We start from the raw sequence: 24,796 nt of genomic DNA on the forward strand, positions 1-24,796 counted from the left end.
ATGCGCCGTTCGAACTCCGCAGCCCGCACGGCAGGCCCTTTACTCATGACGGCCTCACCTCGCACTTGTGGATCTCCCCGAACCGCTTCTCCGCGATCCGCATGAAGTCGAACATGTCCTGCACCGCGTCCCGCCCCCGAACCACCGGCGCAAAATCAATACTGATCCACGGTCGCTTCTTCCCGCATTTGAAGACGGCGATCACATAGTTGGGACGTTTGTTGGCGCCGGCGGTGTGGATGACGACGGCGAGCCCTCTGCCCAACTCGGCGGGAACCTTGTGGGGATCGCTGTCAGCCCAGTTCCGCTCCTGAAAGCGAACGGTCTTCTCTCCGTTCCGGTACTCCCAGCTCACGCCGAGCGGCCACTCGTTGCCCGTCCCCGACGCCAGGCAGAGCCCGTTGTCGGTCTGCGGCCCGTCCCAACTCGATGTGAGCGCGCCGGAGTAACCCGTCACCTGCCTGAAAGCACGCTCCGGAACGAGATCGCAGAGGTAGGGGCGACTGTCGCTCACCGGCTCGTTCACCGGACGCGGCGGGGCAGGAGCAGAACCGCCCCCGTCACAGCCGAGGCTCAACGGGACCAGCAGTACCGATAAGAAAGCAAAACGGATTTTTGCGGGAATCACTTGCGAACACTCTTTGGAACTTCGGATCCGTCGGAGCTCACATAGTTCCGCACGGCCTTCTCTGCGCCGACCTCCATGGAGAGAGTCACATGTTCGCCATGCTTTTCGATCGGCAATTTGTTGCTCGCCCAACGCATGAAATCTTCGAGCTGCAATGGGGTCATCTGCTCCACGGGAATGATCTTGTCATGTCCGTCCACGAAAGACCTCCCGTGGAGAGAGTCCGCCGGATATCGGCCATGAGCCACCAGCGAAGAGGCGATCATCTGTCTGAAGAGGCGCTCCACGCCCTCGACATCGGTCGTCGGCGCGGAGACTGCCGGGTCCTCCTTGTCGGCAAGCTTCGTGGCCAGCACGTCGGCGATCTTGGAGGCGAGCCTGCCAACCGTCGCGGTGAAGAAGTCGCCCGCGATGGGCACCTTGGCGATGGGAGTGTTCTCGACGGGGATCATGCCGAGGCCGAAGCCGATGTAGTTGCGCATCAGGGCGAGGTCATTCGCGAGGCGCAGATTCTCCGCGCCGAGCGACTGGTGGCGCGCCTCCACGATACGGCCGAACATGCCGCCCTCAGCGGCAATGATGTTCGCCAGGTCCCCGTTGTGGGCGACAGAGCGGTCGATGGCGACTTTGGCGTGGGCTACCTGGCCCAGGAGAAGGGTCTCGTAGGCTTTGGCGCTGCGGGTGACGTCCAAGAGCAGATAGTCGAGATCCGATCCCGTCAGGCCAGTGGAGCCCGGCTCGCGGGATTCATCGGCTACCCGGCGGATGTCGTGCAGGTTCTCGATATGCGCGACCAGGACAGTCGCCATGGCAGGACGCAGGCCCGACAGTTCGTCGTAGTGCTTGGGGCGGGCGATGGCGTCAGCGGGAGCGTTGTCCATGAGGGCGTCGAGCGGCGCCTTGTCTCCGACCTGGATCTTGCCGTCCTTGACCACGAAGTTCTTGCGGGCGTCAGCTACGAGGATCTTGCTGGCCTCGAAGGCCAGACGGGTGGACTCCTTGTCATTGCCGATGGCGGCGGCCTGGATGGTCTTGCCCAGGGCGGTGCCGTGGTCGGTCAGGCCCCAAGTGGGGCGGCGGTCGTGGAGTAGGTACTGGAGGGTCGAGCCCTTGAAGTTCGGCTCTGTGCCCTCTTGGAACGGCCCCATGTACACGTGGGTCAGGAGGGCTTGGGACGCCTCCTTCCCGGCGACGGCTGCGGCGGTGAAGAGGGACGCTAAGAAGTCGGTCTTGCGGTCGCTGGGGACGACTTTGGTCGCGGTGGGGTCCAGCGCGTTGCCGAGGCCGGCCTTGCCGGCGAGGGTGGGGAGCGGCTCCTGGCCGAGCGGCCTTCGCAGGCGGCTGTCGTAGGCGATCATGTCGCTGCCCACGACCTCGATGAAGTGGGTGGAGAAGCGGGTGTCGCCTGCGGCGGTCAGGAGGGCGCCCAGGGACTGGTAGCCGGACGTGCCGTTCGGCGGGGTGCTGAGGGGCGGGAAGTTCTTGCGGCCCGCCAGGGTGAGGTTGCGCAGGTAGTCGTCGCCCAGGTAGGCCCCGGTGTCGGGGCGGGTCGCCAGGGCGAGGCTGCGGCCCAGGAGGGCCAGGGTCGCGCGGGTTTCGGCGGCGTTGGCGTCCGCACCCTCTCGGTTGTGGCGGACGTCTGCGGCCAGCGGGACGATCAGGTCCATCGGGAGCTTGAGGAGCGCCTCGGGGCCTAGGGCTTCCAGGAGGCCCTTGGCGAACATCGGGGTGATGTCCTCCGCGTGGAGGCGGCGCAGGGCGGCCTTGGCCTCGGGGTCGCCCGCGGCCGCGCGGCGGAACAGGTCGGCGCTGCGGCGGCCGGCGGCGTACGCGACCTGGTCGGTGTAGCGGTCGGGGAGCTTCAGGTAGTCGCCGTCCTGGTGGCAGACGACGAAGGCGAGCTTCTGCCGGTCGAGGTCGTGCGCCAGCTGGTTGCGGCGGCGCAGGTCGGAGGCGGCCTTGTCGGCCCACGCGGCGATGCGCTTGATCTCCATCGCGGGGGCCGTGCTCACCTGGGCGGCGTGCAGCGCCTGCCACAGCTTGTCGGCGAGTTCGGCCAGCTTCGGGGCTGCCTGCGTCATCTGCCGGGTCATGTGCTCGAACTCGGCGAGCTTCACGCCGCAGGTGTCGGGGTCGAGCCAGGTGTCGCCCACGGCTCAGCCCTTCCGGAGCGGGCTGCGGTCCAGCTCGTCGCGGACGAGTTGCAGGGCCTTGCGCAGCTCGGTGTGCAGGGCGGCGTCGTTGGCGTCGAGGTCGCGGGCGAAGCCGCGGGAGGCGCTGCCGCCGACCCATGCGCGGTCGTCCATGGCCTGGCGGGAGGCGGTGAACAGGTGCCAGTGCTGGTCCGACAGCGTCTGGATGTGGCCGAGGAGGAATTGCAGCTGCAGCGGCGTCGGCTTGCTCACGGAGAGTCCCTCTGGCGTGGGGCGGCTGCGGGGACGCCGGGGTGGGAGCTGATGCGGGTCCCGGCCTCGGGGGGATGGGCCGGGACCCGCGGCTCAGGGGGGTCAGCGGGTGGCGGCCTCGATGTTCTGCTGGGACTTGCGGATGTCCTGGCTGCCCTGCTCCAGCGCCAGCGCCATCTTGTCGAAGGCGGTCTTGGCCTCGGCCCAGGCGGCGCGGAAGCGGTCGGCGCCGGGGCCCCACCAGGCGGCGCTGCTGCTGACGGTGCGGCCGTTCAGGTCCTTGATCAGGGCGTCGAGGTTGCGCGAGTGCTTGCTGAAGATGCGGGACAGTTCCTCGAGTTCGCCCAGGTTGGCTCCGCGCTTGTCGCCCATCGCTCCGGCCCTTTCGTCGCTGATCGCCGAACGTTTTGCGTCGTGGTGCGGAAAGAATGGCGTCAGCTTACGCCCCATCTCTCACGACAATCCAGATGCGCCTCGCCCGTCGTCCCCCGAAACTGCCCTAATCGCACCATCTTGCGGTGTCCGGATGTGGCCACGGCGGGGTTGTGACGAGCTTACTTACTGTCCGTCAAGGGCATTTCAGAGTGTTTTCAGGGGAAAGCGGGTCAGCGGTCGGGGATGACCGGGTCGTTGACCGGGTGGGCGTCCGGGTCGAGGACGCGCTCGGCGACGAGGGTGATCTGCTCGCCGCGCGTCCGGAACACGAACCGCCGCCGCACCGACTGGACGACCTTGCCGCCGCCGTACCGGACCTCGGTGTGCTCGACGGCCTCCAGCGTGATCCGGTCGCCGGACCGGACGGCGCGCGCCGGGTCGAGCCGGGTGCGGGCGCCGGTGTAGGCGGGGCCGCCCTCGACGGGCGCGCGGTTGCGGGTCTCCAGCTCCCGGACGGCCCGCGCCTGCGAGCGCGCCAGCTTCGGGGAGATCCGCACGCCGAGGACCTCGGTCGGCATGTCGCGGCGGTCCCGGTCGTGGTGCGGGACGAGCGCCTGGGAGCGGCGCTGCAGGAAGGTGCTCGCGACGGCGGTGAGCTGCCGGGTGAGGTAGTCCTCCACGGCGGGGCTGTCCCGCCGGACGCCCGACGACGGCGCCGCCAGGCACGCCGCCAGGGCGACGGCGAGGCCGGCCCGGGGCCACGGGCGCACCATCGGCGCCTCCCGCTGATCATGTGGGGGCAGATTCGAGCCGAGGGTACACCGGTCGGTGCGGCGCCGAGCCGGCGCTTTCCCGCGAAGGCCCGCGCCGCCGCGGTGGCGAGCGCGGGCCTTTCCGGGAAATGGCAGGTCAGTTCGCTTCGCTCTGCAGCGCGGCGACGCGGGAACGGGCCTGCGCCATCGCCTCGTGATAGCGCTGCTCCCATTCCGGGTCGCCGTCCGGTATGGCCGCGACCGTCTGCCGGCCGAGCTCGGCGAGCAGGTCGCCGGCGCCGTTCCGGGTGACCTGCCGGACGACGACCGTGGTCACCCCGCCGGACGATTCGGTGTGCGCCTCCCAGCGGGCGCCGCGCTCGATCGCGGCCCTGCCCGCGGACGAGCGGTCGGCGAACGCGTACATCAGCAGGACGACCACCGCGGCGGCCACCGCCAGCGCGGCCAGAACGATCAGGAACCGCACGCTCGGCCTCCGTCACTTGTCCCGCAGGAGCGCCCCGTTCGGGTTGCCGGGCGCGTAGACGGTGATGCCCTGCGGGAGCGCCTTCAGCTCCTCGATCCTCGCGCAGGTCGGGCACTTGTTGTAGCCGTTCTGCCGGGCCTTGTTGGCCGCGGCCTCCGCCTTGGCCGTGGCGACCTTCGCCTGCGCCTCGCTGACCTGCGCGAACGCGGCCTGGGCGCGGTCGACGGCGTCCTGCACCTTCTCCGGCAGGGTGATCCGGACGAGGTTGAAGTGGATGTTGGTGACGAACTTCCCGCCGAGCGTCTGCTCCAGGTCGGCGGCGAGGCTCGTGTTGATCGCGTTCTGCACCTTGGCGATGTTGGCGTTGTTGCTCTGCGCCTTCTGCCCGACGGCCTGGACGTTCTTCGGCTGCGCGGAGGCGTTCTGGACGAGGGCGCAGGACGAGACCAGCTCGGCGCAGCGGAAGCTGTTGATCTGGCTGCGCAGATCGTTGTCGATCACCGGCCGGACGATCTGGTCGAGGAACGCCGACCAGCCCTTGTCGCCGTCGTAGACGTTGTACATCTCACCGCCGGCGCTGCGGAACTTGCGCGTCCCGTACTTCTCGTCGAAGTCCCTCAGCGCCGCGTGGTCCTGGTTGAGGGTGAAGTACAGCGTCCCCTCGATGCCCATGTTGACGCCGTCGGAGCTCGGCACCGTGACGACGTCCACGCCGGTCTCGTCGCCCTTCCGGGCGTCGGAGGTGATCGTGTAGAAGCGCTGCTGGGCGGGGTACTTGTGGACCTGCGAGTAGAGCCCGATCCAGACGCGCCCGGAGCCGGGGTCGATGACCTGCCGGATCCTGTTGTTGTCGAAGAACCCGCCGTTGCGGACGACGGCGATCTCACCGCCGCTGGTCCGCTCGAACCCGCCGAACAGGGCGCTCAGCACCGGCCAGCCGACGACGACCAGCAGGACGGCGGCGATGACGGCGGTGCGCCGGCGGGGCCTGCTCAGCCCGGAGAACCGGTTCCCGCCCGCGGACGACTCCTTCTTGGCCACGATCACTCCTCTCACACCCGCACCACTCGGCTCGCGGGTCCCCGATGAGACGGCGGAGGACGTGTCCGGGCTCCGCCGGTCACCAGACCGTTATCGGGCGAGACCTCCCGCTACACGGGACCTGCACCCAAATAAGGAGGGCCTTACGAAAGCCTGAATCGGCGGTTATCTAGACTGCCTGCGTAGTTCAGGGAGGAGACCCACGTGCGCAAGGTCCTGATCGCCAACCGCGGTGAGATCGCGGTCCGTATAGCCCGTGCCTGCCGCGATGCGGGGCTGGCGAGTGTGGCGGTGTACGCCGAGCCCGATCTGGAGGCGCTGCACGTTCGGGTCGCCGACGAGGCGTTCGCCCTCGGGGGGCGGACGGCCGCCGAAAGCTACCTGGACATCGAGAAGCTGCTGAGGATCGCGAAGGAGTCGGGGGCGGACGCCGTCCACCCCGGATACGGGTTCCTGGCCGAGAACGCCGACTTCGCGGCCGCGGTGGAGAACGCCGGGCTGACCTGGATCGGTCCGCCGCCCGCCGCGATCACCGCGCTGGGCGACAAGGTGCAGGCCCGGCACATCGCGCAGAAGGTCGGCGCGCCGCTGGTGGCGGGCACCAAGGACCCCGTGTCGGGCGCGGACGAGGTGGTCGCCTTCGCCGCGGAGCACGGCCTGCCCATCGCGATCAAAGCGGCGTTCGGCGGCGGCGGGCGCGGCCTGAAGGTCGCCCGGAAGCTGGACGAGGTCGCCGAGCTGTACGAGTCCGCCGTCCGCGAGGCCGTGGGCGCGTTCGGCCGCGGCGAGTGCTTCGTCGAGCGGTACCTCGACAAGCCGCGCCATGTGGAGACCCAGTGCCTGGCCGACAAGCACGGCAACGTGGTCGTCGTCTCCACCCGCGACTGCTCGCTGCAGCGCCGGCACCAGAAGCTCGTCGAGGAGGCCCCGGCCCCGTACCTGTCGGACGAGCAGGTCGAGCTGCTGTACAGCTCGTCCAAGGCCATCCTGAAGGAGGCCGGGTACGTCGGCGCCGGCACGTGCGAGTTCCTCGTCGGGCAGGACGGCACGATCTCCTTCCTTGAGGTCAACACCCGCCTCCAGGTCGAGCACCCGGTCACCGAGGAGGTCGCGGGCATCGACCTCGTCCGCGAGATGTTCCGCATCGCCGACGGCGAGGAGCTCGGCTACGGCGACCCGGAGCTGCGCGGCCACTCGTTCGAGTTCCGGCTGAACGCCGAGGACGCGGGCCGCGGGTTCCTGCCGGCCGTGGGAACGCTGACCGAGTGGCGGCCGCCGTCCGGTCCGGGCGTCCGGCTGGACGCGGGGTACGAGGCGGGCCAGACCGTCCCGCAGGCGTTCGACTCGCTGGTCGCGAAGCTGATCGTGACGGGCGCGACGCGGCGGCAGGCCGTCGAGCGGTCCCGCCGCGCCCTCGCCGAGTTCGTCGTCGAGGGCATGCCGACGGTGCTGCCGTTCCACCGGGCGGTGCTGGACGATCCGGCGTTCGTCCCGGCGGACGACGAGACGCCGTTCTCCGTCCACACCCGGTGGATCGAGACCGAGTTCGACAACCGGATCCCGCCGTTCGACCACGCTCCCGCCGGCGAGGCCGAGGACGGCGAGCGCGAGCGCGTCACCGTCGAGGTCGGCGGCAAGCGCATCGAGGTCGTCCTGCCCGCCGGGTTCGGCGCCTCCGCGGCCCCGGCCGCCGGGAACGCGCAGCCCGCCAGGCGGCGCGGCGGCAGGAAGGGCGGCGGCGCGCAGGCGTCCGGCGACTCCCTCGTCAGCCCGATGCAGGGCACCATCGTCAAGATCGTCGCCGAGGACGGCGCGACGGTCGCGGCGGGCGACACCGTCGTGGTGCTGGAGGCCATGAAGATGGAGCAGCCGCTCACCGCGCACAAGGCCGGGACGATCACCGGGCTGTCCGCCGAGGTCGGGCAGACCGTCTCCGCCGGCGCCGCGATCTGCGAGATCAAGGACAGCTGACCGCCGGCCGCCACGCCCGGACGCGCGACCGCCACGCTCGGACACCGGGCGGGGCGGCACCCGGCATGGGTGCCGGACCCCATTTGAGGACGTCCGCAAATCCTCCTCGCGAACGAGGCTTTAGGCCGTCCACATGGGCAGATAGTAGAACATGAGCACCGAGAAGCGGGCCATCCGGGCGGCACGCCGCGGCGCCGCTTCGGCGATCATCGGCGCCCTCGCCGTGCCGGCGTTCGCCCTGACCGCCCCCGCACACGCCGCCGCGACGCAGTTCGCCCCGCCCCAGAACAGCACACACCGCACGACCGCCCCCCAGACCACCGGCCTCCAGGCCGCGGCCCAGGACGGCGCCCGGGCGAGCGTGCCCCAACCCGCCGCGGACCGGACGGGCGCGCTCGTGATCACGTCCCGGAACGCGGCCCCGCAGAGCAGCGCGGCGGCGGACACCGTCGGGCAGATCGCCAACGGGCTCATCGACTCGCGGCTCTACGTGACCAGCGAGGCGGGGAACGTGCTGTCCGCGGCCGACCAGAGCCAGATCGAGCAGAGTCTCGCCGGTGAGCGGGACGCCGACATCCGGGCCGTGGTCATCAGCAACGCCGCCACGGAGACGCAGGTCAAGCAGCTGCTCCCCGCGGTCGCGCAGCGGGTCGGGAAGGGCGAGACGTTCGTCGCGGTCACCGCCGACGGCAGCCGGATGGCGGCGATCTCCAAGAAGCTCGACCGCGCCGAGATCAACCAGATCATCACCCGCACCAACGGGCAGCCGCTGAAGCAGCGGCTGATCGACTTCGGGGACCGCGCGGAGAAGAAGGTCGACGACAACGCGGCGTCCAGCGCGGTCGTCGGGTACGTCGTGATCGGCCTGCTCGCGCTGCTGGTCGCGGCGGCCGTGGGCGTGTTCCTCACCGCGAGCAAGCGGCGCCGGGCCCGCGAGGCCCGGGAGATGCTGGACCTCAAGCAGGGCGTGCAGGAGGACGTCACCCTCCTCGGCGAGGACATCGCGCGCCTCGACCTCGACGTCATGGACAAGGACCTCGACCCGGCGACCCGCGCCGACTACGAGCGCGCACTCGACTCCTACGACCACGCCAAGCGGGCGGCGGAGCGCGCCACCAGGCCGCAGGACATGCAGGCCGTGACGACCGCGCTGGAGGACGGCCGCTACTACATGACCGCCACCCGCGCCCGGCTCGCCGGCGAACCCGTGCCCGAGCGGCGTCCCCCGTGCTTCTTCAACCCGCAGCACGGGCCGTCCGTCGAGGACGTCATGTGGGCGCCGCCCGGCGGCACGCCCCGCTCGGTCCCGGCGTGCGCGGCCGACGCGGAGGCCGTCACGCACGGCACGGACCCGGACATCCGGATGGTCCCGTACCAGGGCGCCCGGCAGCCGTACTGGAACGCGGGCCGCGCGTACGCGCCGTACGCCGGCGGCTACTACTACGGCTACGGCGGGTTCGACCTGCTCGGCGGGCTGGTGATCGGCACCGCGCTCGGCTCGATGATGGGCTCCGGCCTCGGCTGGGGCGGCTACGGCGGCATGGACGGCGGGTTCGGCGACGGCGGCGGCGACATCGGCGGCGGCTGGGACTTCGGCGGCGGCGACTTCGGCGGGGGCGGCGACTTCGGCGGCTTCTGACCCCGGCCCGGTCAGCCCGGCCCGGTCAGCTCGGCCCGGTCAGCTCGTCCCGGTCAGCTCGTCCCGGTCGGCGCGTCCCGGCCGGCGCGGCCCGGTCGGCCCCGGCCCGCCGGGGCAGGCGCGGGCCGGTCAGCTCGGAGCGGCCTCGTACGCGCAGCGCTCCGAGGCAGGGGCGGAGCGGACCGGGACCGTCGCGTCGGTGATTGAGACGAGGCCGGCGGCCACTCCCCACGGCCGAACCGCCTCGTTGACGCGCCGGACCAGCTCCGGATCGTCCCCGTCCGCCAGCAGGGACGGCAGGTCCGCCAGGTCCCGGTCCGCTATGACGCCGCGCAGGACGGCTTCGGTGCCGGCCTGCGCGGCGGAGGACGGCGAGTCCGCGGACTCGGCGTACCTGACGGGGTCGTCGGCTCCCATCAAGGCGCGCGCCTTCACGCGCACGGACACGCCGTCCCTGGTCGTCGCCCTGAGCCAGATGTCGTGCGGCCGCGCACCCACCGGGACGCGCACGCCGGTGTCGGCGAGCGGCAGCAGGTAGCGCAGCCCGGGGCCGCGGACTCCGCGCGTCCGGCCGAAGCGGCGGACGACGAGCCGCTCGGACGCGCCGACGCGGCGGAGCCCGGACACGGCGAGCACGGCGACCGCCAGCCCGAGGACGATCAGGAACGCGGTGGACGCGGCCAGCGGGCCCTCCCGCACGGCCAGCGCGGCACGGACGACCATCTGCCCACCTCCACCTGTTCTCACCCTCCACCATCGGCGAGGGGGCGGGCTGCCGCCATCGGGCCTGGTGCCCATAGTCGAGGGGGCGCGTCATGCAGGCGGATCGCGGGGTGTCCCGCATGGACAAGAGGCGGTGTCATGCGGTGACGTGGACCCATGAGCAGGACACCCGCCTCGGCACTCTACTGGCGCATCCTGGGCATCAACGGGCTGATCTTCGCGATCGGCACCGCCCTGCTGGCCGTGGCGCCGGTCACCATATCCTCGCCGATCCTGCTGCGCGAGCTGCCCGTCCTGGCGGTGGGGCTGGTCGTGATGATGGCGGCGAACGCGCTGCTGCTGCGCGCCAGCCTGTCGCCGCTGGAGCGGCTCACCGCGCTGATGGCGCGGCTCGACTCGCTGCGCTCCCGGGACCGGCTCTCGAACACCGGCAACGGCGATCTGTTCCATCTCGTCGACCAGTTCAACGCGATGCTCGACCGGCTGGAGGCGGACCGCAGCATCAGCACGGCCGTGGTGCTGGACGCGCAGGAGGCCGAGCGGCGCCGCATCGCGCAGGAGCTGCACGACGAGATCGGGCAGTCCCTCACCGTGGTGCTGCTCGAGCTGAAGTCGGTGGTGGACCGGGCGCCGGAGGAGGTGGCGGAGGAGCTGCGGGGCGTCCAGGAGGTCGTCCGGTCCAGCCTGGACGAGGTGCGCCGCGTCGCCCGGCGGCTGCGTCCCGGCGTCCTGGACGACCTGGGCCTCACCAGCGCGCTGACCGCGCTCGCCGGGGACTTCTCCGAGGCGGGCGACGGCCCGCGCGTGACCCGCCGCGTCCAGGCCGGGCTGGAGGGCCTCGGCCCGGACGCCGAGCTGGTGATCTACCGGATAGCGCAGGAGGGCCTGACCAACGTGTGGCGCCATTCGGGCGCCCGCAACGCGGAGCTGTCGCTCACGCAGGACAAGGACGGAAGCGTCGTGCTGCGGGTCGTCGACGACGGGTCCGGCCCGCCGACAGAGTCGGAGGTCGGCTCCGGCATCCACGGCATGCGGGAACGCGCGATGCTCATCGGCGCGCGGCTGACGATCGGACCGGCCGATGGCGGCGGGACGGAGGTGCGGCTGGAGGTTCCGCCGGAGGGCACGAGGGCCGCCCCGGAGGGCACGAGGCCCGCCCCGGCCGGCTAGGGCTCGACGAGCCCGACCCTGATCGCGTACTTCGTCAGCTCAAGCCGGTCGCGCATGCCGAGCTTGCCGAGGATGTTCGCGCGGTGCCGGTCGACGGTCTTCACGCTGATCGTGAGCGTCTCCGCGATCTGCTTGGAGGAGTAGCCCTCCGCGATCAGCTTGATGACCTCCTCCTCGCGCGGGGTGAGGATGCCGTCCGGGCCGTCGCCGTTGCGGTCCCGGCCGAGGTACTCGCGGATCAGGGCCGTCACCGCCCCCGGGTACAGGAACGGCTCGCCGCGCATCGCGGCGCGGACGGCGTGCAGCAGGTCGCGGTCGGCGACGGACTTCAGCACGTAGCCGGACGCGCCCGCCTTCAGCGCCTCGAACAGGTACTGCTCGTTGTCGTACATCGAAAGGATCAGCATCCGGACGGTGGGGAACCGCCGGGAGATCTCCCGCGCCGCCTGCAGCCCGGTCATCCGCGGCATCGCGATGTCGAGGATGGCGAGGTCGACGCCTCCGGCGGCGAGCGCGGCGAGCGCCTCCGCCCCGTCGGACGCCTCCGCGACCACCGTCATGTCGGGTTCGGCGTCCAGGATCAAGCGCAGCCCGCGGCGCACCAGTGCGTGATCGTCGGCCAGCAGTATCCGGGTGGCGGACTCGCGAGTGTGCACCCGATCACCTCCGGTCTCCCCTCCATCCTAGGCTGGGGCACCGGAAACGGGACTCCTTCAACTGCGAATACATGATCCACGACGCCCATATGGGGGATGCCCCCTATATAGGCGTGAGCCCCCGACGCGAAGACTGGACAGTGTACGCGAAAGGGGCGGAGCATGGCACAGCGAATGACCGGCGGGCATCGCCACCCGCCGAAAGCGCCGCGGAGGCCGTCTTGCGACTCGGCCGCCCCCGGCGTCAGAAGGAGGAACCTATCAACTCGAAGGGCGAGGCTTTCCGGAAGCCGAAAGGACGACATGCAAGCGCGGGACATCGCCATAAAGGTGCCGACCGTGACGCGCGACGATTCGATCGCGCACGCGATTCAGGTCATGGCACTCGGCCGGCTGCCCGGCCTGATCGTCGTGGACGAGGACGACCGTCCGCGGCTCGTGCTGCCCGGCACCCAGGTGCTGCGCCTGGCGGTGCCCGTCGCCTACCAGGAGGACGCGGCGCTCACCCGGGCCGTGGACGAAGCGCACGCGGACATCTTCTGGCACGAGATCCGCGACATGAAAGTGGGCGAATGCCTCGGCACGCACACTCCCCGCCCGGTCATCGTGAAACCGTCCGCGACACTGCTGGAGATCGCCACCCTGATGGCCCGCCAGCGCAGCCCCCTCGTCGCCGTGGTGGACGACGACGGCCTGCTCACCGGGGCGGTCATCCTCGACCGGCTGCTGTCGGCGCTGGCGCTGACCAGGCCCGAGGACTGACCCTCCCGCCGCCCCGCAGGCCCGGCACGGCAGGGGTCCTGCGATGACGGCGGTGGCGGCGCTCGCCATCTTCGTCGTCGCGTTCTTCTTCATCGCCACGGAGAAGGTCGACAAGGTCAAGGTCGTCCTGATCGCCGCGGGCCTGATGACGGTGCTCGGCCTCGCGCCGGGCGCCGACGTCTTCTTCTCCGAGCACGACGGGATCGACTGGAACGTCATCTTCCTGCTGCTCGGCATGATGATCATCGTTGGGATCATCAAGGGCACCGGGCTGTTCGACTTCCTGGCGATCTGGGCGGCCAAACGCTCGAAGGGCAGGCCGTACCGGCTGCTGGTGATGCTCATGGTGATCACCGCGGTCGCGTCCCCGTTCCTGGACAACGTCACCACGATCATGCTGGTGGCGCCGGTGACGGTGGTGGTCTGCAACCGGCTGCGGATCCCGGCGCACCCCTACCTGATCGCCGAGGTGCTGGCGTCCAACATCGGCGGCGCCTCGACGCTCATCGGGGACCCGCCGAACATCATCATCGCCAGCCGGGCGGGGCTGACGTTCAACGACTTCCTCGTCCACATGGCGCCGATCGTGGTGGCCATCTTCATCGCGTTCGTGCTGCTGGCGTGGGTGCTGTTCCGCAAGTCGTTCCATTACAACGAGCAGTACGTCGCCGAGGTGATGTCGCTGGACGAGCGCAAGGCGATCACCGACGCGAACCTGCTGGTGCGCTGCCTGATCGTGCTCGGCCTCGTCATCATCGGGTTCACGCTGCACTCGGTGGTGCACGTGGAACCGTCGATCGTCGCCCTCGTCGGCGCGGGCGTGATGCTGCTGGTGTCGCGGGTCGAGGTGTCGGACGTCCTGGCGGAAGTCGAATGGTCCGTGCTGGTCTTCTTCATGGGCCTGTTCGTGATGGTCGCCGGCCTCGGCCACACGGGCGTCATCGAGTCGATCGGGACGTGGGCGGCGGACGCCATCGGCGACAACTACTTCGTCGCCGCGACCAGCCTGCTGTTCGGGTCCGCGGTGCTCGGGGCGTTCTTCGACAACATCCCCTACGCGGCGACGATGGCCCCGATCGTGGAGGGGATGGCGGCGGGCGCCCCCGACCCGGACACCGCGCAGGCGCTGTGGTGGTCGTTCGCGCTGGGCGCCGACTTCGGCGGCAACGGCACGGCCGTCGCGGCCAGCGCCAACGTCGTCGCGATCGGCATCGCCGCCAGGACCGGCAACCCGATCAGTTTCTGGCAGTTCACCCGCTACGGCATCGTCGTCACGCTGCTGAGCACGCTGATGGCGTGGGTGTACGTGGCGCTGCGCTACTTCTAGCGGACGCTGCTTCCAGCGGACGCCTCCTCCGGGGGGCACTGCCTCCGGGGGCACTGCCTCCGGGGGGGACTGCCTCCAGCGCGGCTGCGGCCGGGCGCGCCTCTAGTAGGCGTGCTCGGCCATCAGCCGCCGGGACGCCTCGGTGATGCTGCCCGACAGCGACGGGTAGACGGCGAACGTCTGCGCCACCTGGTCGACGGTCAGGTGCTGCTGCACGGCGATCGACACGCCCAGGATCAGCTCGCTCGCCCGCGGCGCCACGATGACGCCGCCGAGCACGATCCCCGTGGACGGGCGGCAGAACAGCTTCACGAAACCGTCCTCGAAGCCCTGCATCTTGGCGCGCGCGTTGGTGAACAGCGGCAGCATGACCGTCCGGGCGTTGACATCGCCCGAGTCGACCATCTGCTGCGTCACGCCGACCGCCGCGACCTCGGGGTCGGTGAAGATGTTGGACGCGACCCAGCCCAGCTTGAGCGGCTGCACCGCCTCACCCAGCGCGTGCCACATCGCGATGCGCCCCTGCATGCCCGCGACGGACGCCAGCATCAGCACGCCCGTGCAGTCGCCGGACGCGTAGATGTGCGGGACGGACGTCCGCGACACCTTGTCGACCACCACGAAGCCGCGCTCGTCGCACCGCACGCCGACCTCCTCCAGGCCGATCCCGGTGGTGTTGGGGACCATCCCGACCGTCATCAGGCAGTGCGAGCCTTCGAGTTTCGTCCCGTCCACCAGGGTGACGATCACACCGTCGCCGGAGCGCTCCACGCTCGCCGCCCGGGACCGCGACATGACCTTCATCCCGCGCCGCAGGAACACCTCCTGCAGGACGGCGGCGGCGTCGGCGTCCTCGGTCGGGAGTATCCGGTCGCGCGACGACACCAGCGTGACCTTGGACCCGAGCGACAGGTACGCGCCCGCCAGCTCGGCGCCCGTCACACCGGACCCCACCACGATCAGGTCCTCCGGCAGCTCGGGCAGGTCGTAGAGCTGGCGCCAGTTCAGGATGCGCTCGCCGTCCGGCTCCGCGCCCGGCAGCACGCGCGGCGTGGCGCCCGTCGCGATGAGCACGATGTCGGCCCGGATGTGCCGGTCGCCGACCGCGACGACGTGCGGCTCCACCAGCCGCGCCTCGCCCCGGACGATCTTGACCTCCTCGTAGGCGAGCCGTTCGGCGACGTCGAACGACTGGGCCCGCGCGAGGTCCTTCACGCGTTTGTTGACCTCGGCCATGTCGGCCTCCAGGGCGCCGACGATGCCGTCCGGGCCGCCGTTGAAGCGCAGCCCGAGGCGGCTCGACTCCGACATGACCGCCATCCGGGTCGAGGTGGCGATGAGCGTCTTGGAGGGCACGCAGTCGGTGAGCACGCAGGCGCCGCCGGGACCGTCCCGTTCGATGACGGTCACGTCCGCGCCGAGCTGGGCCGCGACGAGCGCGGCCTCGTAACCGCCCGGGCCTCCTCCGATGATCACGATGCGGGTCACATCTTCCATTCTTTCCTACTCCGGACAGTGAAAAGTCCGGCCCCGCGCCCCGACCCACGGAACCCCCACACCCCCGAAACAAGCGTGGCGTATCACTGTGGGGGACAACCCCCACACCCCCGAAACAGCCTTGGCGTAGCCTTGGCCAACGTGGCACTGTACGCGGCGTACGCCTCCAACATGGATCCCGAGCAGATGGCGAGCCGGGCTCCGCATTCCCCGATGCGCGGCACCGGCTGGCTGGCCGGCTGGCGGCTGACCTTCGGCGGGCAGGACAAGGGCTGGGAGGGGGCCCTCGCGACCGTCGTCGAGGACGACTCCGAGCAGGTGTTCGTCGTCATCTACGACGTGCCCGCCTGGGACGAGAAGGAACTCGACGCCTGGGAGGGGGCCGCGCTCGGCGTCTACCGCAAGATCCGGGTCCGGGTGCAGACGCTGGACGGGGACGTCCTCTGCTGGATGTACGTCCTGGACGACTACGAGGGCGGGCTGCCGTCCGCGCGCTACCTCGGCATCCTCGCGGACGCGGCGGAGAAGGCCGGCGCACCCGACGACTACGTCAAGGACCTGCGCACACGTCCCTGCACGTCGCTCGGCGACTGATCGAAACGGCCGCGACCCGGCGGTAGTGTCGGGCTTGTGAGCAACGACGCTTTTGCACTGGCGCGGGCGGCCGCGGACGCGCTGCGCGACCGGACGTCCATCGACTCCTTCGACGTCGCCCTCGTGATGGGCTCCGGCTGGGTCCCGGCGGCCGACCGGCTGGGCGGACCCGTCGCCGAGCTGGCGGTCACCGAGCTGCCCGGCTTCGCCCCGCCCGCCGTGGAGGGGCACGCCGGGAAGATCCGGGTCGTCGAGGCCGGCGGGCGCCGCGCGCTGGTGTTCCTCGGCCGGACGCACCTGTACGAGGGGCGCGGCGTCGACGCCGTGGTGCACCCCGTCCGGACCGCGCTGGCCGCCGGGGTGACGACGATGGTGCTGACGAACGCGGCGGGCGGGCTGCGCCCCGAGCACCAGAGCGTCGGCGACCCGGTGCTGATCTCCGACCACCTGAACCTGTCCGGCGCGAACCCGCTCACCGGCCCGACCTTCCTCGACCTGACCGAGGTGTACTCGAAACGGCTGCGCGCCCTCGCCAGGGAGGTCGACCCGGCGCTGTCGGAGGGCGTGTACGCGGCGTTCCGCGGCCCGACCTACGAGACGCCCGCCGAGATCCGGATGCTGCGCACGCTGGGCGCCGACATGGTCGGCATGTCGACCGTCCTGGAGGCGATCGAGGCGCGGCGCGGCGGCGCGGACGTCCTCGGCGTCTCCCTCGTCACCAACATCGCGGCGGGGCTCTCGGACGAGCCGCTCGACCACGAGGAGGTCCTCGCGGCGGGCCGCGCGTCCGCCGGGCGGATGGGCGCCCTCCTCGCGACCGTCCTGCCGAAGCTGTGACGCGGCTGGACCGGCGCGGACGGGGAACGTGCAGGCCGTGAGGCCTACCGGAGATGAGGCTGGTCGAGGAATGAGCGATCTGCGTGCACGGGCCGAGGAGTGGCTGGCTCAGGACCCGGACCCGGAGACCCGGGACGAGCTCCGGGCGATCATGGACGACGACCGGGCGCTCGCCGAGCGGTTCGGCTCCCGCCTGGAGTTCGGGACGGCCGGCCTGCGCGGCGAGCTCGGCGCGGGCCCGAACCGGATGAACCGGGTGACGGTCATGCGCGCCGCCGCCGGCCTCGCCGCCTGCCTGCCGCCCGGCGGCCGCGTGATCATCGGCTTCGACGCCCGGCACGGGTCCCGGCGGTTCGCCGACGACACCGCGGCCGTGCTCAGCGGGGCGGGGCTGCGCCCCGAGGTGTTCGCCGACCCCGTCCCGACGCCCGTCCTGGCCCATTTCACCCGGTCGTTCGACGACATCGCCGCCGGCGTCATGGTGACGGCCAGCCACAACCCGCCGCGCGACAACGGCTACAAGGTGTACTGGTCGGACGGGGCGCAGATCGTCCCGCCCCGGGACGCCGAGATCTCCGCCGCCATCGACGCGGTCGGCCGCGTGGACGAGCTGCCGCTCGGCTCCGGCTGGCCCGTGCACGACACGGCCGACCTGTACCTGGACGCGGTGTCGTCCCTCCGCCTCGGCGGCGACCGCGACATCTCGGTCGTCTACACCCCGATGCACGGCGTCGGCCGCGACGTGCTCCTCGCGGCGTTCGACCGGGCCGGGTTCCCCGCCCCGATCGTCGTCCCGGAGCAGGCGGACCCCGACCCCGACTTCCCGACCGTCGCCTTCCCGAACCCGGAGGAGCCGGGCGCGCTCGACCTGGCGCTCGCCCTCGCCGAGGCCCGCGGCGCCGACCTGGTGATCGCGAACGACCCGGACGCGGACCGCTGCGCCGTCGCCGTCCCGTCCGCGGACGGCTGGCGGGCGCTGACCGGGGACGAGGTCGGCGGTCTGCTCGCCGAGCACGTCCTGCGCCACACCACCGGCGGCGACCGCCTGGTCGTCACCACGATCGTGTCGTCGTCGCTGCTGCGCTCGATCGCCGCCGCGCACCGCGTCCGGTTCGCCGAGTCGCTCACCGGCTTCAAGTGGATCATGAAGGCGGGCGGTCCGTCCGACCGCCTCGTGTTCGGCTACGAGGAGGCCCTCGGCTACAGCGTCGGCGACGACCGGGGCGTCCTCGTCAACGACAAGGACGGCATCGGCGCTGCGCTCGCCGTCGCCGCCCTCGCCGCCGACGCGAAACGCGACGGGCGCACCCTGCTCGACCTCCTGGACGCCCAGGCCCGCAAATACGGCCTGCACGCGACGTCCCAGCTGTCGATCAGGGTGCACGACCTCTCCCTGATCACCGCCGCCATGACCCGGCTGCGCGCCGACCCCCCGCGGGAGCTGGCGGGCCGCCGCGTCGAGTCATTCGACGACCTCGCCCACCCCGAGGACGGCCTTCCGCCCACCGACGGCCTCCGCTTCCGCCTGGCGGACGGCGCCCGCGTCGTGATCCGCCCTTCCGGCACGGAACCGAAGCTCAAGTGCTACCTGGAGGTCGTCCTCCCCGTAGCGGGCGACGTCGCCGCCGTCCGCGCACGCGCAGCCGCCGATCTGGCCGCTCTCCGCGAAGCCCTCTCCGCCGCCCTCGGCTGACGCCGAGCGGATCAGTTGACGAGGGCGGTGATCAGGCAGGCGATCAGGGCGGCGAAGGGGACGCCCAGCGAGGCGATCGCCGGGAGGGACCAGGCGACCTCGCCCCTGGCGGTCTCTTCCGCCTCGGCCGCCGCCGCCTTTCCGGGGGCGCCGGACTTCGTCTTCGGGCGGTGCCGGTCGCGCATCTCGTTGAGCTGCTGTGCCGCGAAGCCGGTCGGCGTCCGGCCGCGCAGGTCGATATCGGGCCCCTGCTCCTTGCGGGCCTGCTTCTGCGCGCGCGCCTCCGCCTTGAGCTGCGCGCGCGGCGACGTCTGGTGCACCCAGGCGCGGGTCTCCAGGTCCGTCCCGTCCTGGCCGGTGAAGCGCACCATCACCGCGTTCTTGCCTTCGATCCCGCGGATCGCGCCCCAGGGCGCGCGGGCGTCCCGCAGCGGGTTGCGGACGGTCAGCCCCTCGTCGTCCGCGACGATCGCCGGGCGCAGCCCGACCGTGTAGGCGACGCCGCAGCCGAGCAGCAGCAGGAAGGCGATCGAGACCGTCGTCAGCGAGTAGTCGGGGTCACCGGTGATGCCGACGAACAGGTCGACGAAGTTGAGCACGGCGAACACGAGCCACGCGTAAGCGGCGACGCGCCCGCCGATGGAGCGAATGGTCATGGCCCGATCATGCCAGCGGCCTGGCGCCGCTCCACTTGATCTGCGCGAACCCGGGCTTGATCACCCCGTTGATCAGTTCGAGCCGCTCGTTGAACGGCACGAACGCCGACTTCATCGCGTTCACCGTGAACCACTGCAGGTCGTCCCACCCGTAGCCGAACGCCTCGACCAGCTTCGCGAACTCCTGCGACACCGACGTCCCGCTCATCAGCCGGTTGTCGGTGTTGACGGTGACGCGGAAGCTGAGCCGGCGCAGCAGCCCGATGGGGTGCTCGGCGATCGACTTCGCCGCGCCCGTCTGGATGTTGGACGTCGGGCACATCTCCAGCGGGATCCGCTTGTCCCGCACGTAGTTGGCGAGCCGGCCGAGCCGCGGCTCGTCGCCGTCCAGCTGGATGTCGTCGATGATCCGGACGCCGTGCCCGAGCCGGTCCGCGCCGCACCACTGGATCGCCTGCCAGATCGACGGCAGCCCGAACCCCTCGCCGGCGTGGATGGTGAAGTGCGCGTTCTCCCGCTGCAGGTACTCGAACGCGTCCAGGTGCCGGGTCGGCGGGTACCCGGCCTCGGCGCCCGCGATGTCGAACCCGACGACGCCGAGGTCCCGGTACCGGACGGCCAGTTCCGCGATCTCCATGCTGCGCGCCTGGTGCCGCATCGCCGTGACGAGCGTCCCGACCCGGATGCCGAAGTCCTTGCGGGCGCGCGCGAACCCGTCCAGGACGGCCTCGACGACCTGCTCCAGCGTGAGCCCCATGCCGAGGTGCTGCTCGGGCGCGTACCGGACCTCCGCGTAGACGACCCCGTCGTTCGCGAGGTCCTCCGCGCACTCGTAGGCGACCCGGGTGAGCGCCTCGACGGTCTGCATGACGCCGACGGTGTGCGAGAACGTCTCCAGGTACCGCTCCAGCGACCCGGAGTTCGCCGCCTCCTCGAACCACGCGCCCAGGCTCTCCGCGTCGGTGGCGGGCAGATCCGTGTACCCGGTCTCCCGCGCCAGCTCGATGATGGTCGCGGGGCGCAGTCCGCCGTCCAGGTGGTCGTGCAGCAGCACCTTCGGCGCCCGGCGGATGTCCTCAAGAGTCGGCCGCTCGTTCATCCCTCGAACCTACCCGGACCCACCCGCCCCCACGTCGTCAACTTCCGCCAACCGGCGCCGTCCGGCTCGGGCGAGCGCAAGAACACCCGCGTCGTCGCGACATAGGCGATGAGAACGCCGCCCGGCCCCTTCCATCGCCCCCACTACATGACCGACGGGCGCGGCAGACGCGGGTTCACAGCAGAACCGCTCAGACTGCGGCCGGGGGGCGCTTCTCCGCATCCCCCGGCCGCAATCGGTCGCTGAACGTACCGGGTCAGCCGGCCTTGGCGTAGTCGCCGATGCCGCCCGCGAAGTCGAGCGCGACGCACGGTTCGTCACCGACGACCCATGCGTCATGGCCCGGCTCGACGACGAAGACGTCCCCGGGGCCGACCTCGCCCTCGGAGCCGTCCTTCATCCGGATCCGCAGGCGTCCCTGGAGGATGTAGCCGTTGTGGTGGACTTCGCACAGCTCGGTGCCCGCGATGTCCTTGAGGCTCTCCGTCCAGCGCCAGCCGGGCTCGAACGTCGCCTTCCCGAAGATGAGGCCGGTGAGGTTGACCACCTCCAGGTGCCCCCTGGGGAAGTCGCGCCGGTCGTCCGGCTTCTCGATGCTCTTGATCTCGGTCATGATGGTTCCCCCCTTAACACCATCACCTTTCACGCTCGCACCGCCTCTGAACTGCGTCAAGACGGTTGCGCCCTCAGCCCTTGCGGCCACGCCGGCGCAGTAGCGCGCCTCATGCGGATCGGCGGGGCGCCGACGCGTTCCGGGTCACCGGACGGACGTGAGGGCCGCGTAGACGATGACGTTGTCGCGGTAGCTGCGCGCCGCGCGGTCGAACGCGCCGCCGCAGGTGACGAGCCGCAGGCCGGCGTGGTCGAGCGGGCCGTAGACGCGGCGTGTCGGGAACCGGTCCTTGGCGACCCGTTCCACGGACTCGACGGTGAACACGGCCACGCGGCCGTCCGCGCGGGACACCTCGACGCGGTTCCCCGGCCGCAGGCGGCCGAGGTCGTAGAAGACCGCCGCTCCCCTCGCCGAATCGACGTGCCCCAGGAGCACGGCCGCGCCGCGCTCCCCGGGCGTCGGCCCCCGGTCGTACCAGCCGGCCTCGCTCGGACGGGACGGGACCTCCACCGAGCCGCCGGCGTCGAGGCCCAGCCCGATCAGAGGCGCGCGGACCCCGATCGACGGGACGTCGACGCGGACGGGCACCGAGCGGGGCAGCGCCGCATGGTGAGCGACAGGCCGGGTGGCCGCCGCCCACGCGGGCGGCTGCGGCGGCCCGCCGGAACCGCTCAGCCCGAAAACCACAAAGGTCAGGCCGGCCGCCAGCAGAACGACCGCGAGCACCCACAGGCCGGCCTTTCGCACCATTGCCGTTCATCCATTTCGTGAAAAGGGATCGGCGGCCGCTTCGGCGGCCGCCGATTCCCGCGATCAGGCGTCGCCGCCGCTCCGCCGGCGGGCGGCCATGGCGCCGGCGCCGACCGCGCCCAGCATCAGGACCCCGCCGCCGGCCAGCAGCACGAGGTTCGCGCCGTCGGAGCCCCCGCCGAAACCGGTCTTGGCGCCGCCGCTCGGCGTGGGCTGCGCGCTGCCCAGCGGCGTCGGGTGCGACGTGCCGGTCGGCGTGGGCTGGTGCGTCGTGCCCCCGAGCACCTTGAGGTACCCGACCGACCGGTGGGTCCCGCACCGCACCTGCACCGTGTAGTCGCCGGGGGACGCGTCCGGCTTGACCGTCGCCAGCCCGGCCCGCCCGTCGACCTCTTCGGCGCCGTTCAGCGGGACGGCCCCGCCCACGAAGGCCAGCGAGCCGGCCTCGCCGTCCACCTGGCACTTCTTGCCGACGACGGTGACCTTGTCGCCGGGCCGCGCCTGGCTCGGCTGCACGACCACGTCGCCGCCCTCGGCCATCGCGGGCGCGGCCAGGCCGAGCGTCATCCCGCCGAAGACGAGGCCGAGCACGGCCGCCTTTCCAAGTCGCATCTCTCCCCCATGACGACACGGCGGCTTACTTCCTTCTTCGGCCTGTCACCGTGCCTCTTATGTCCTCATTCGATGCCCCGCCCCCGCCATTGGTTCGCGCGTTTTCTCGGGACCTCAAGATCAGAATTACTCGTCCGGAAGTTCATGTGATAGCCGTCACATCAGCCCTCGGCAGCCCCCCGGAGCACCGCGGCGACGATCGCCACCGGCGGCCCGCGCCGCCTGGTCCGCGCGCGGTCGGCCGCGCGGCATCACCCCGGCCCGGGCCAGCCCAGAGTGTCCTATCGGCAGGCCGGCAGCCGATCGCCGCACCGCCGACGCCGCACAGGAAGATCGCGCATCGATCACGCCGTCGGCGTTCGGGTCGAGTGGGCCCGGCGGAAGTGCGCACTTGAGGCCGTCGAGCGGCCGGTTCGTCCTCTTGGTCTTGCCGAGGGCGTGCGGCGGGTGAGTGGCCGGGAGGCGGCGGGGGTCTTAATGATCTTTTATGCGGTTGAATGCAAGGGGCGTTCTGCTGACTGAGGGTGACGTGCGGCCGGGCGGCGGGGGCAGTCGGCGGAGGTGGCCACTAAAGGTCGTGCAATGGCGTGTTTCGGCGTTGGCTGGTAAGGCGGGCGAGGGGACGAACTCGTTCAATCGTAATATCCGCGTACATTTGCCCGAATTCGGGCGAAATGGGCATAGGGGATGGGGATACTGAAAGTGGGCTGATATCTCTGGAATCTCGGCGATCCGCGCTTGCCCGAACGAGTGCTGTGTCAGCCTAGATACGGACTGTACCCGTAACAGTATGCCTTGCTCAGTAATGTGACCCTGCCGTGCCGTCGACCGTGCTGAGGACGCCGATGTCTGTTTTCTCCGAACCCGACGCCGAACGCCAGGATTACGGGCGGCATGGCAGGCCGCCCGGCCGGGGTGCGCGCCGGCAGAGCCCCATACGGTCCTTTCACCTGTGCATTTCCGTCCTTCCCGCGGTCGTCGCGATAGTCCTCTGCGGCGTCGCCCTGGCGGTGCTGTACAACCGCGACACCGCCACGCGCGGGACGCATCTGATGCTGGCCCTGCTCGCCGTGGGGCTCGTGGTCACCCTGGGCGCGGCCGTGTTCGCGGCGGACGCGGCGACCCGGCGGGTGGACCGGCAGCAGGCCGGCCTCCTCCGCGGGCAGGAGGACGTCCAGCGGCGGCTCGGCGAGCTGTGGTTCTCCATCGCGCGCGGCCGGCAGGGGCTGCGGGAGCTGGTGGAACGCGTCAGCGCCGGGGAGACCGCGCCGCGCAGCGAGGACGTCCCCGTCACCGACTCCAGCGACCCGTTCGTCCGGCTCGCGTACGAGCTGCGGCAGGCGCAGGGCGAGGCGTGGAACGCCGTGCTGGACGCCATGAGCCGGCAGCCCGCGAAGAGCGCCGACCAGCGGGTCGACGTCTTCGTGAACCTCGCGCGGCGCATGCAGTCGCTGGCCCACCGGGCGATCCAGGGGCTCGACGAGCTGGAGAACCAGGTCGAGGACCCCGACCTGCTGAAGGGGCTGTTCCGGGTCGACCACCTCAGCACCCGCATGCGCCGCCAGGCCGAGAGCCTCGCGGTGATCGGCGGCGCGGCGTCGCGGCGGCAGTGGAGCCGGCCGGTGACCGTGTACGAGGTGCTGCGCTCGGCCATCGCCGAGGTGGAGCACTACAACCGGGTCAAGGTGGTGCCGCCCGTCGAGGGGACGCTGGACGGCCGCGCGGTCGCCGACGTCATCCACCTGCTCGCCGAGCTCATCGAGAACGCCACCAGGTTCGCGCCGCCGCACACGCAGGTGCTGATCCGCGTGGACGCCGTCAGCGCGGGCCTGGCGATCGAGGTCGAGGACCGCGGTCTCGGCATCCCGCGCGAGAACCAGCGGCGGCTGAACGAGGTGCTCGCCGACGCCGACCCGGCGGCCACCGGCGAGCTCCTGCAGGAGGGGCGCATCGGGCTGCTCGTCGTCTCGGCGCTCGCGCGCCGGCACGGCGTCCGCGTCCAGCTCCAGGACAACCTCTTCGGCGGCACGCAGGCCGTCGTCATCGTGCCGAAGGACATGATGGGCGCCGAGGAGGACGAGCAGGAGCAGGCGCAGGAGCAGGCACAGGCCGAAAGGGTTCCGGTGGCGGCCGCCGCGACCGTCGGCGCGGCGGCCGCGGCGCCCCAGCCCTCGGCGGCGCGCTCCGAGCGCGAGCCCGTCCCCGCTCATGCGGCGCACCGGCAGCCCGCCGCGGGCGCCGAGCGGCCGGTGCTGCCCGTGCGGTCCGGGGAGCGTGAGCCCGCGGCCGGCCCGCCCGGACCGGCGGACGGCGGGGAGCGGCCGTCGCTGCCGCGCCGGCGCGTCCAGGCGAACCTGGCGCCCGAACTGGTCGATCCGCCCGCGCCGCAGCAGCAGGACGAGGACGAAATCGAACACAATCCCGGGCTCATGGCGGCATTCCAGCGGGGTGTCCGCGGCGCCGAGGAGGATGACGACATTGCGGATGGCGCCGATAGCGCGGGCTGACG

At 71.5% G+C, this 24,796-nt stretch carries 24 protein-coding genes; 9 read left to right on the forward strand and 15 right to left on the reverse strand.

The window, feature by feature from the left end; translation table 11 throughout:
• Window positions 1-43: 43 nt before the first annotated feature.
• The 7 genes from ABTW95_RS11865 to ABTW95_RS11895 form a co-directional block, all read right to left on the reverse strand.
• Window positions 44-514 (reverse strand): hypothetical protein, encoded by a 471-nt coding sequence (locus tag ABTW95_RS11865; RefSeq protein ID WP_500226251.1) that lies wholly within the window; start codon window positions 512-514, stop codon window positions 44-46.
• A 110-nt stretch (window positions 515-624) separates the two neighbouring features.
• Window positions 625-2,781 (reverse strand): hypothetical protein, encoded by a 2,157-nt coding sequence (locus ABTW95_RS11870; protein ID WP_500226252.1) that lies wholly within the window; start codon window positions 2,779-2,781, stop codon window positions 625-627.
• A gap of 3 nt (window positions 2,782-2,784) precedes the next feature.
• Entirely contained in the window at window positions 2,785-3,033 is a 249-nt protein-coding gene (locus tag ABTW95_RS11875; RefSeq protein ID WP_396449822.1) for a hypothetical protein, read from the reverse strand.
• A gap of 102 nt (window positions 3,034-3,135) precedes the next feature.
• A complete protein-coding gene (locus tag ABTW95_RS11880) occupies window positions 3,136-3,405 on the reverse strand; it encodes a WXG100 family type VII secretion target (RefSeq protein ID WP_067795563.1) in 270 nt (89 codons plus the stop codon).
• A gap of 233 nt (window positions 3,406-3,638) precedes the next feature.
• A complete protein-coding gene (locus tag ABTW95_RS11885; protein ID WP_396449823.1) occupies window positions 3,639-4,181 on the reverse strand; it encodes a hypothetical protein in 543 nt (180 codons plus the stop codon).
• A gap of 136 nt (window positions 4,182-4,317) precedes the next feature.
• The gene (locus tag ABTW95_RS11890) at window positions 4,318-4,647 is read right to left on the reverse strand and encodes a hypothetical protein (RefSeq protein WP_500226253.1); all 330 of its coding nucleotides are present in this window, start codon (window positions 4,645-4,647) and stop codon (window positions 4,318-4,320) included.
• 12 nt (window positions 4,648-4,659) lie between these two features.
• The gene (locus ABTW95_RS11895; RefSeq protein WP_396449825.1) at window positions 4,660-5,688 is read right to left on the reverse strand and encodes an SPFH domain-containing protein; all 1,029 of its coding nucleotides are present in this window, start codon (window positions 5,686-5,688) and stop codon (window positions 4,660-4,662) included.
• Window positions 5,689-5,892: 204 nt separating this feature from the next.
• Between ABTW95_RS11895 and ABTW95_RS11900 the strand changes: the two genes are divergently transcribed.
• Together ABTW95_RS11900 and ABTW95_RS11905 are read left to right on the forward strand one after the other, a co-directional pair.
• The gene (locus tag ABTW95_RS11900) at window positions 5,893-7,659 is read left to right on the forward strand and encodes an acetyl/propionyl/methylcrotonyl-CoA carboxylase subunit alpha (protein ID WP_396449826.1); all 1,767 of its coding nucleotides are present in this window, start codon (window positions 5,893-5,895) and stop codon (window positions 7,657-7,659) included.
• Between the two features lie 151 nt (window positions 7,660-7,810).
• Window positions 7,811-9,298 carry a hypothetical protein gene (locus ABTW95_RS11905; protein ID WP_396454495.1) on the forward strand — a complete coding sequence of 496 codons (1,488 nt, stop codon included), beginning with the start codon at window positions 7,811-7,813 and terminating at the stop codon, window positions 9,296-9,298.
• A 129-nt stretch (window positions 9,299-9,427) separates the two neighbouring features.
• Here ABTW95_RS11905 and ABTW95_RS11910 read toward each other — a convergent pair whose 3' ends face one another.
• A complete protein-coding gene (locus tag ABTW95_RS11910) occupies window positions 9,428-10,021 on the reverse strand; it encodes an SPFH domain-containing protein (RefSeq protein WP_396449828.1) in 594 nt (197 codons plus the stop codon).
• Between the two features lie 156 nt (window positions 10,022-10,177).
• Between ABTW95_RS11910 and ABTW95_RS11915 the strand changes: the two genes are divergently transcribed.
• The gene (locus ABTW95_RS11915; RefSeq protein WP_396449829.1) at window positions 10,178-11,191 is read left to right on the forward strand and encodes a HAMP domain-containing sensor histidine kinase; all 1,014 of its coding nucleotides are present in this window, start codon (window positions 10,178-10,180) and stop codon (window positions 11,189-11,191) included.
• Here ABTW95_RS11915 and ABTW95_RS11920 read toward each other — a convergent pair.
• Window positions 11,188-11,847 (reverse strand): response regulator, encoded by a 660-nt coding sequence (locus ABTW95_RS11920; RefSeq protein WP_396449830.1) that lies wholly within the window; start codon window positions 11,845-11,847, stop codon window positions 11,188-11,190. The two genes, ABTW95_RS11915 and ABTW95_RS11920, sit on opposite strands and share 4 nt — an antisense overlap.
• A 303-nt stretch (window positions 11,848-12,150) precedes the next feature.
• On the opposite strand from ABTW95_RS11920, the gene ABTW95_RS11925 reads away from it, so the two are divergent.
• A complete protein-coding gene (locus tag ABTW95_RS11925; protein ID WP_396449831.1) occupies window positions 12,151-12,609 on the forward strand; it encodes a CBS domain-containing protein in 459 nt (152 codons plus the stop codon).
• Window positions 12,610-12,652: 43 nt separating this feature from the next.
• Complete coding sequence (locus ABTW95_RS11930; RefSeq protein WP_396454496.1) at window positions 12,653-13,936, forward strand: ArsB/NhaD family transporter; 1,284 nt, start codon at window positions 12,653-12,655, stop codon at window positions 13,934-13,936.
• 102 nt (window positions 13,937-14,038) lie between these two features.
• Here the strand turns inward: ABTW95_RS11930 and ABTW95_RS11935 are convergent, their stop codons facing one another.
• Entirely contained in the window at window positions 14,039-15,424 is a 1,386-nt protein-coding gene (locus tag ABTW95_RS11935) for an NAD(P)H-quinone dehydrogenase (protein ID WP_396449833.1), read from the reverse strand.
• 150 nt (window positions 15,425-15,574) lie between these two features.
• Between ABTW95_RS11935 and ABTW95_RS11940 the strand changes: the two genes are divergently transcribed.
• The 3 genes from ABTW95_RS11940 to ABTW95_RS11950 all read left to right on the forward strand — a co-directional run bounded on the left by ABTW95_RS11940 (window position 15,575) and on the right by ABTW95_RS11950 (window position 18,557).
• The gene (locus ABTW95_RS11940) at window positions 15,575-16,027 is read left to right on the forward strand and encodes a gamma-glutamylcyclotransferase family protein (RefSeq protein ID WP_396449834.1); all 453 of its coding nucleotides are present in this window, start codon (window positions 15,575-15,577) and stop codon (window positions 16,025-16,027) included.
• A gap of 36 nt (window positions 16,028-16,063) precedes the next feature.
• A complete protein-coding gene (locus ABTW95_RS11945) occupies window positions 16,064-16,864 on the forward strand; it encodes a purine-nucleoside phosphorylase (RefSeq protein ID WP_396449835.1) in 801 nt (266 codons plus the stop codon).
• A gap of 70 nt (window positions 16,865-16,934) precedes the next feature.
• Window positions 16,935-18,557, forward strand: a complete 1,623-nt coding sequence (locus ABTW95_RS11950) for a phospho-sugar mutase (RefSeq protein ID WP_396454498.1) — start codon at window positions 16,935-16,937, stop codon at window positions 18,555-18,557.
• A gap of 11 nt (window positions 18,558-18,568) precedes the next feature.
• On the opposite strand, the gene ABTW95_RS11955 is transcribed toward ABTW95_RS11950, so the two are convergent.
• The 5 genes from ABTW95_RS11955 to ABTW95_RS11975 form a co-directional block, all read right to left on the reverse strand.
• The gene (locus tag ABTW95_RS11955; protein WP_396449837.1) at window positions 18,569-19,213 is read right to left on the reverse strand and encodes a PH domain-containing protein; all 645 of its coding nucleotides are present in this window, start codon (window positions 19,211-19,213) and stop codon (window positions 18,569-18,571) included.
• A gap of 7 nt (window positions 19,214-19,220) precedes the next feature.
• Window positions 19,221-20,312: an adenosine deaminase gene (locus ABTW95_RS11960; RefSeq protein ID WP_396449838.1), complete on the reverse strand. Its 1,092-nt coding sequence runs from the start codon at window positions 20,310-20,312 to the stop codon at window positions 19,221-19,223.
• A gap of 256 nt (window positions 20,313-20,568) precedes the next feature.
• Window positions 20,569-20,925, reverse strand: a complete 357-nt coding sequence (locus tag ABTW95_RS11965; RefSeq protein WP_396449839.1) for a cupin domain-containing protein — start codon at window positions 20,923-20,925, stop codon at window positions 20,569-20,571.
• 144 nt (window positions 20,926-21,069) lie between these two features.
• Window positions 21,070-21,675, reverse strand: a complete 606-nt coding sequence (locus tag ABTW95_RS11970; protein ID WP_396449840.1) for a class F sortase — start codon at window positions 21,673-21,675, stop codon at window positions 21,070-21,072.
• 63 nt (window positions 21,676-21,738) lie between these two features.
• Window positions 21,739-22,287: a hypothetical protein gene (locus ABTW95_RS11975; RefSeq protein ID WP_500226254.1), complete on the reverse strand. Its 549-nt coding sequence runs from the start codon at window positions 22,285-22,287 to the stop codon at window positions 21,739-21,741.
• An 845-nt stretch (window positions 22,288-23,132) separates the two neighbouring features.
• Between ABTW95_RS11975 and ABTW95_RS11980 the strand changes: the two genes are divergently transcribed.
• Entirely contained in the window at window positions 23,133-24,794 is a 1,662-nt protein-coding gene (locus ABTW95_RS11980; RefSeq protein ID WP_500226255.1) for a sensor histidine kinase, read from the forward strand.
• The last annotated feature ends 2 nt before the right edge of the window (window positions 24,795-24,796 follow it).

The sequence above is a fragment of the Spirillospora sp. NPDC127506 genome (assembly GCF_040302145.1).
In the GTDB taxonomy this organism is placed as follows: domain Bacteria; phylum Actinomycetota; class Actinomycetes; order Streptosporangiales; family Streptosporangiaceae; genus Spirillospora.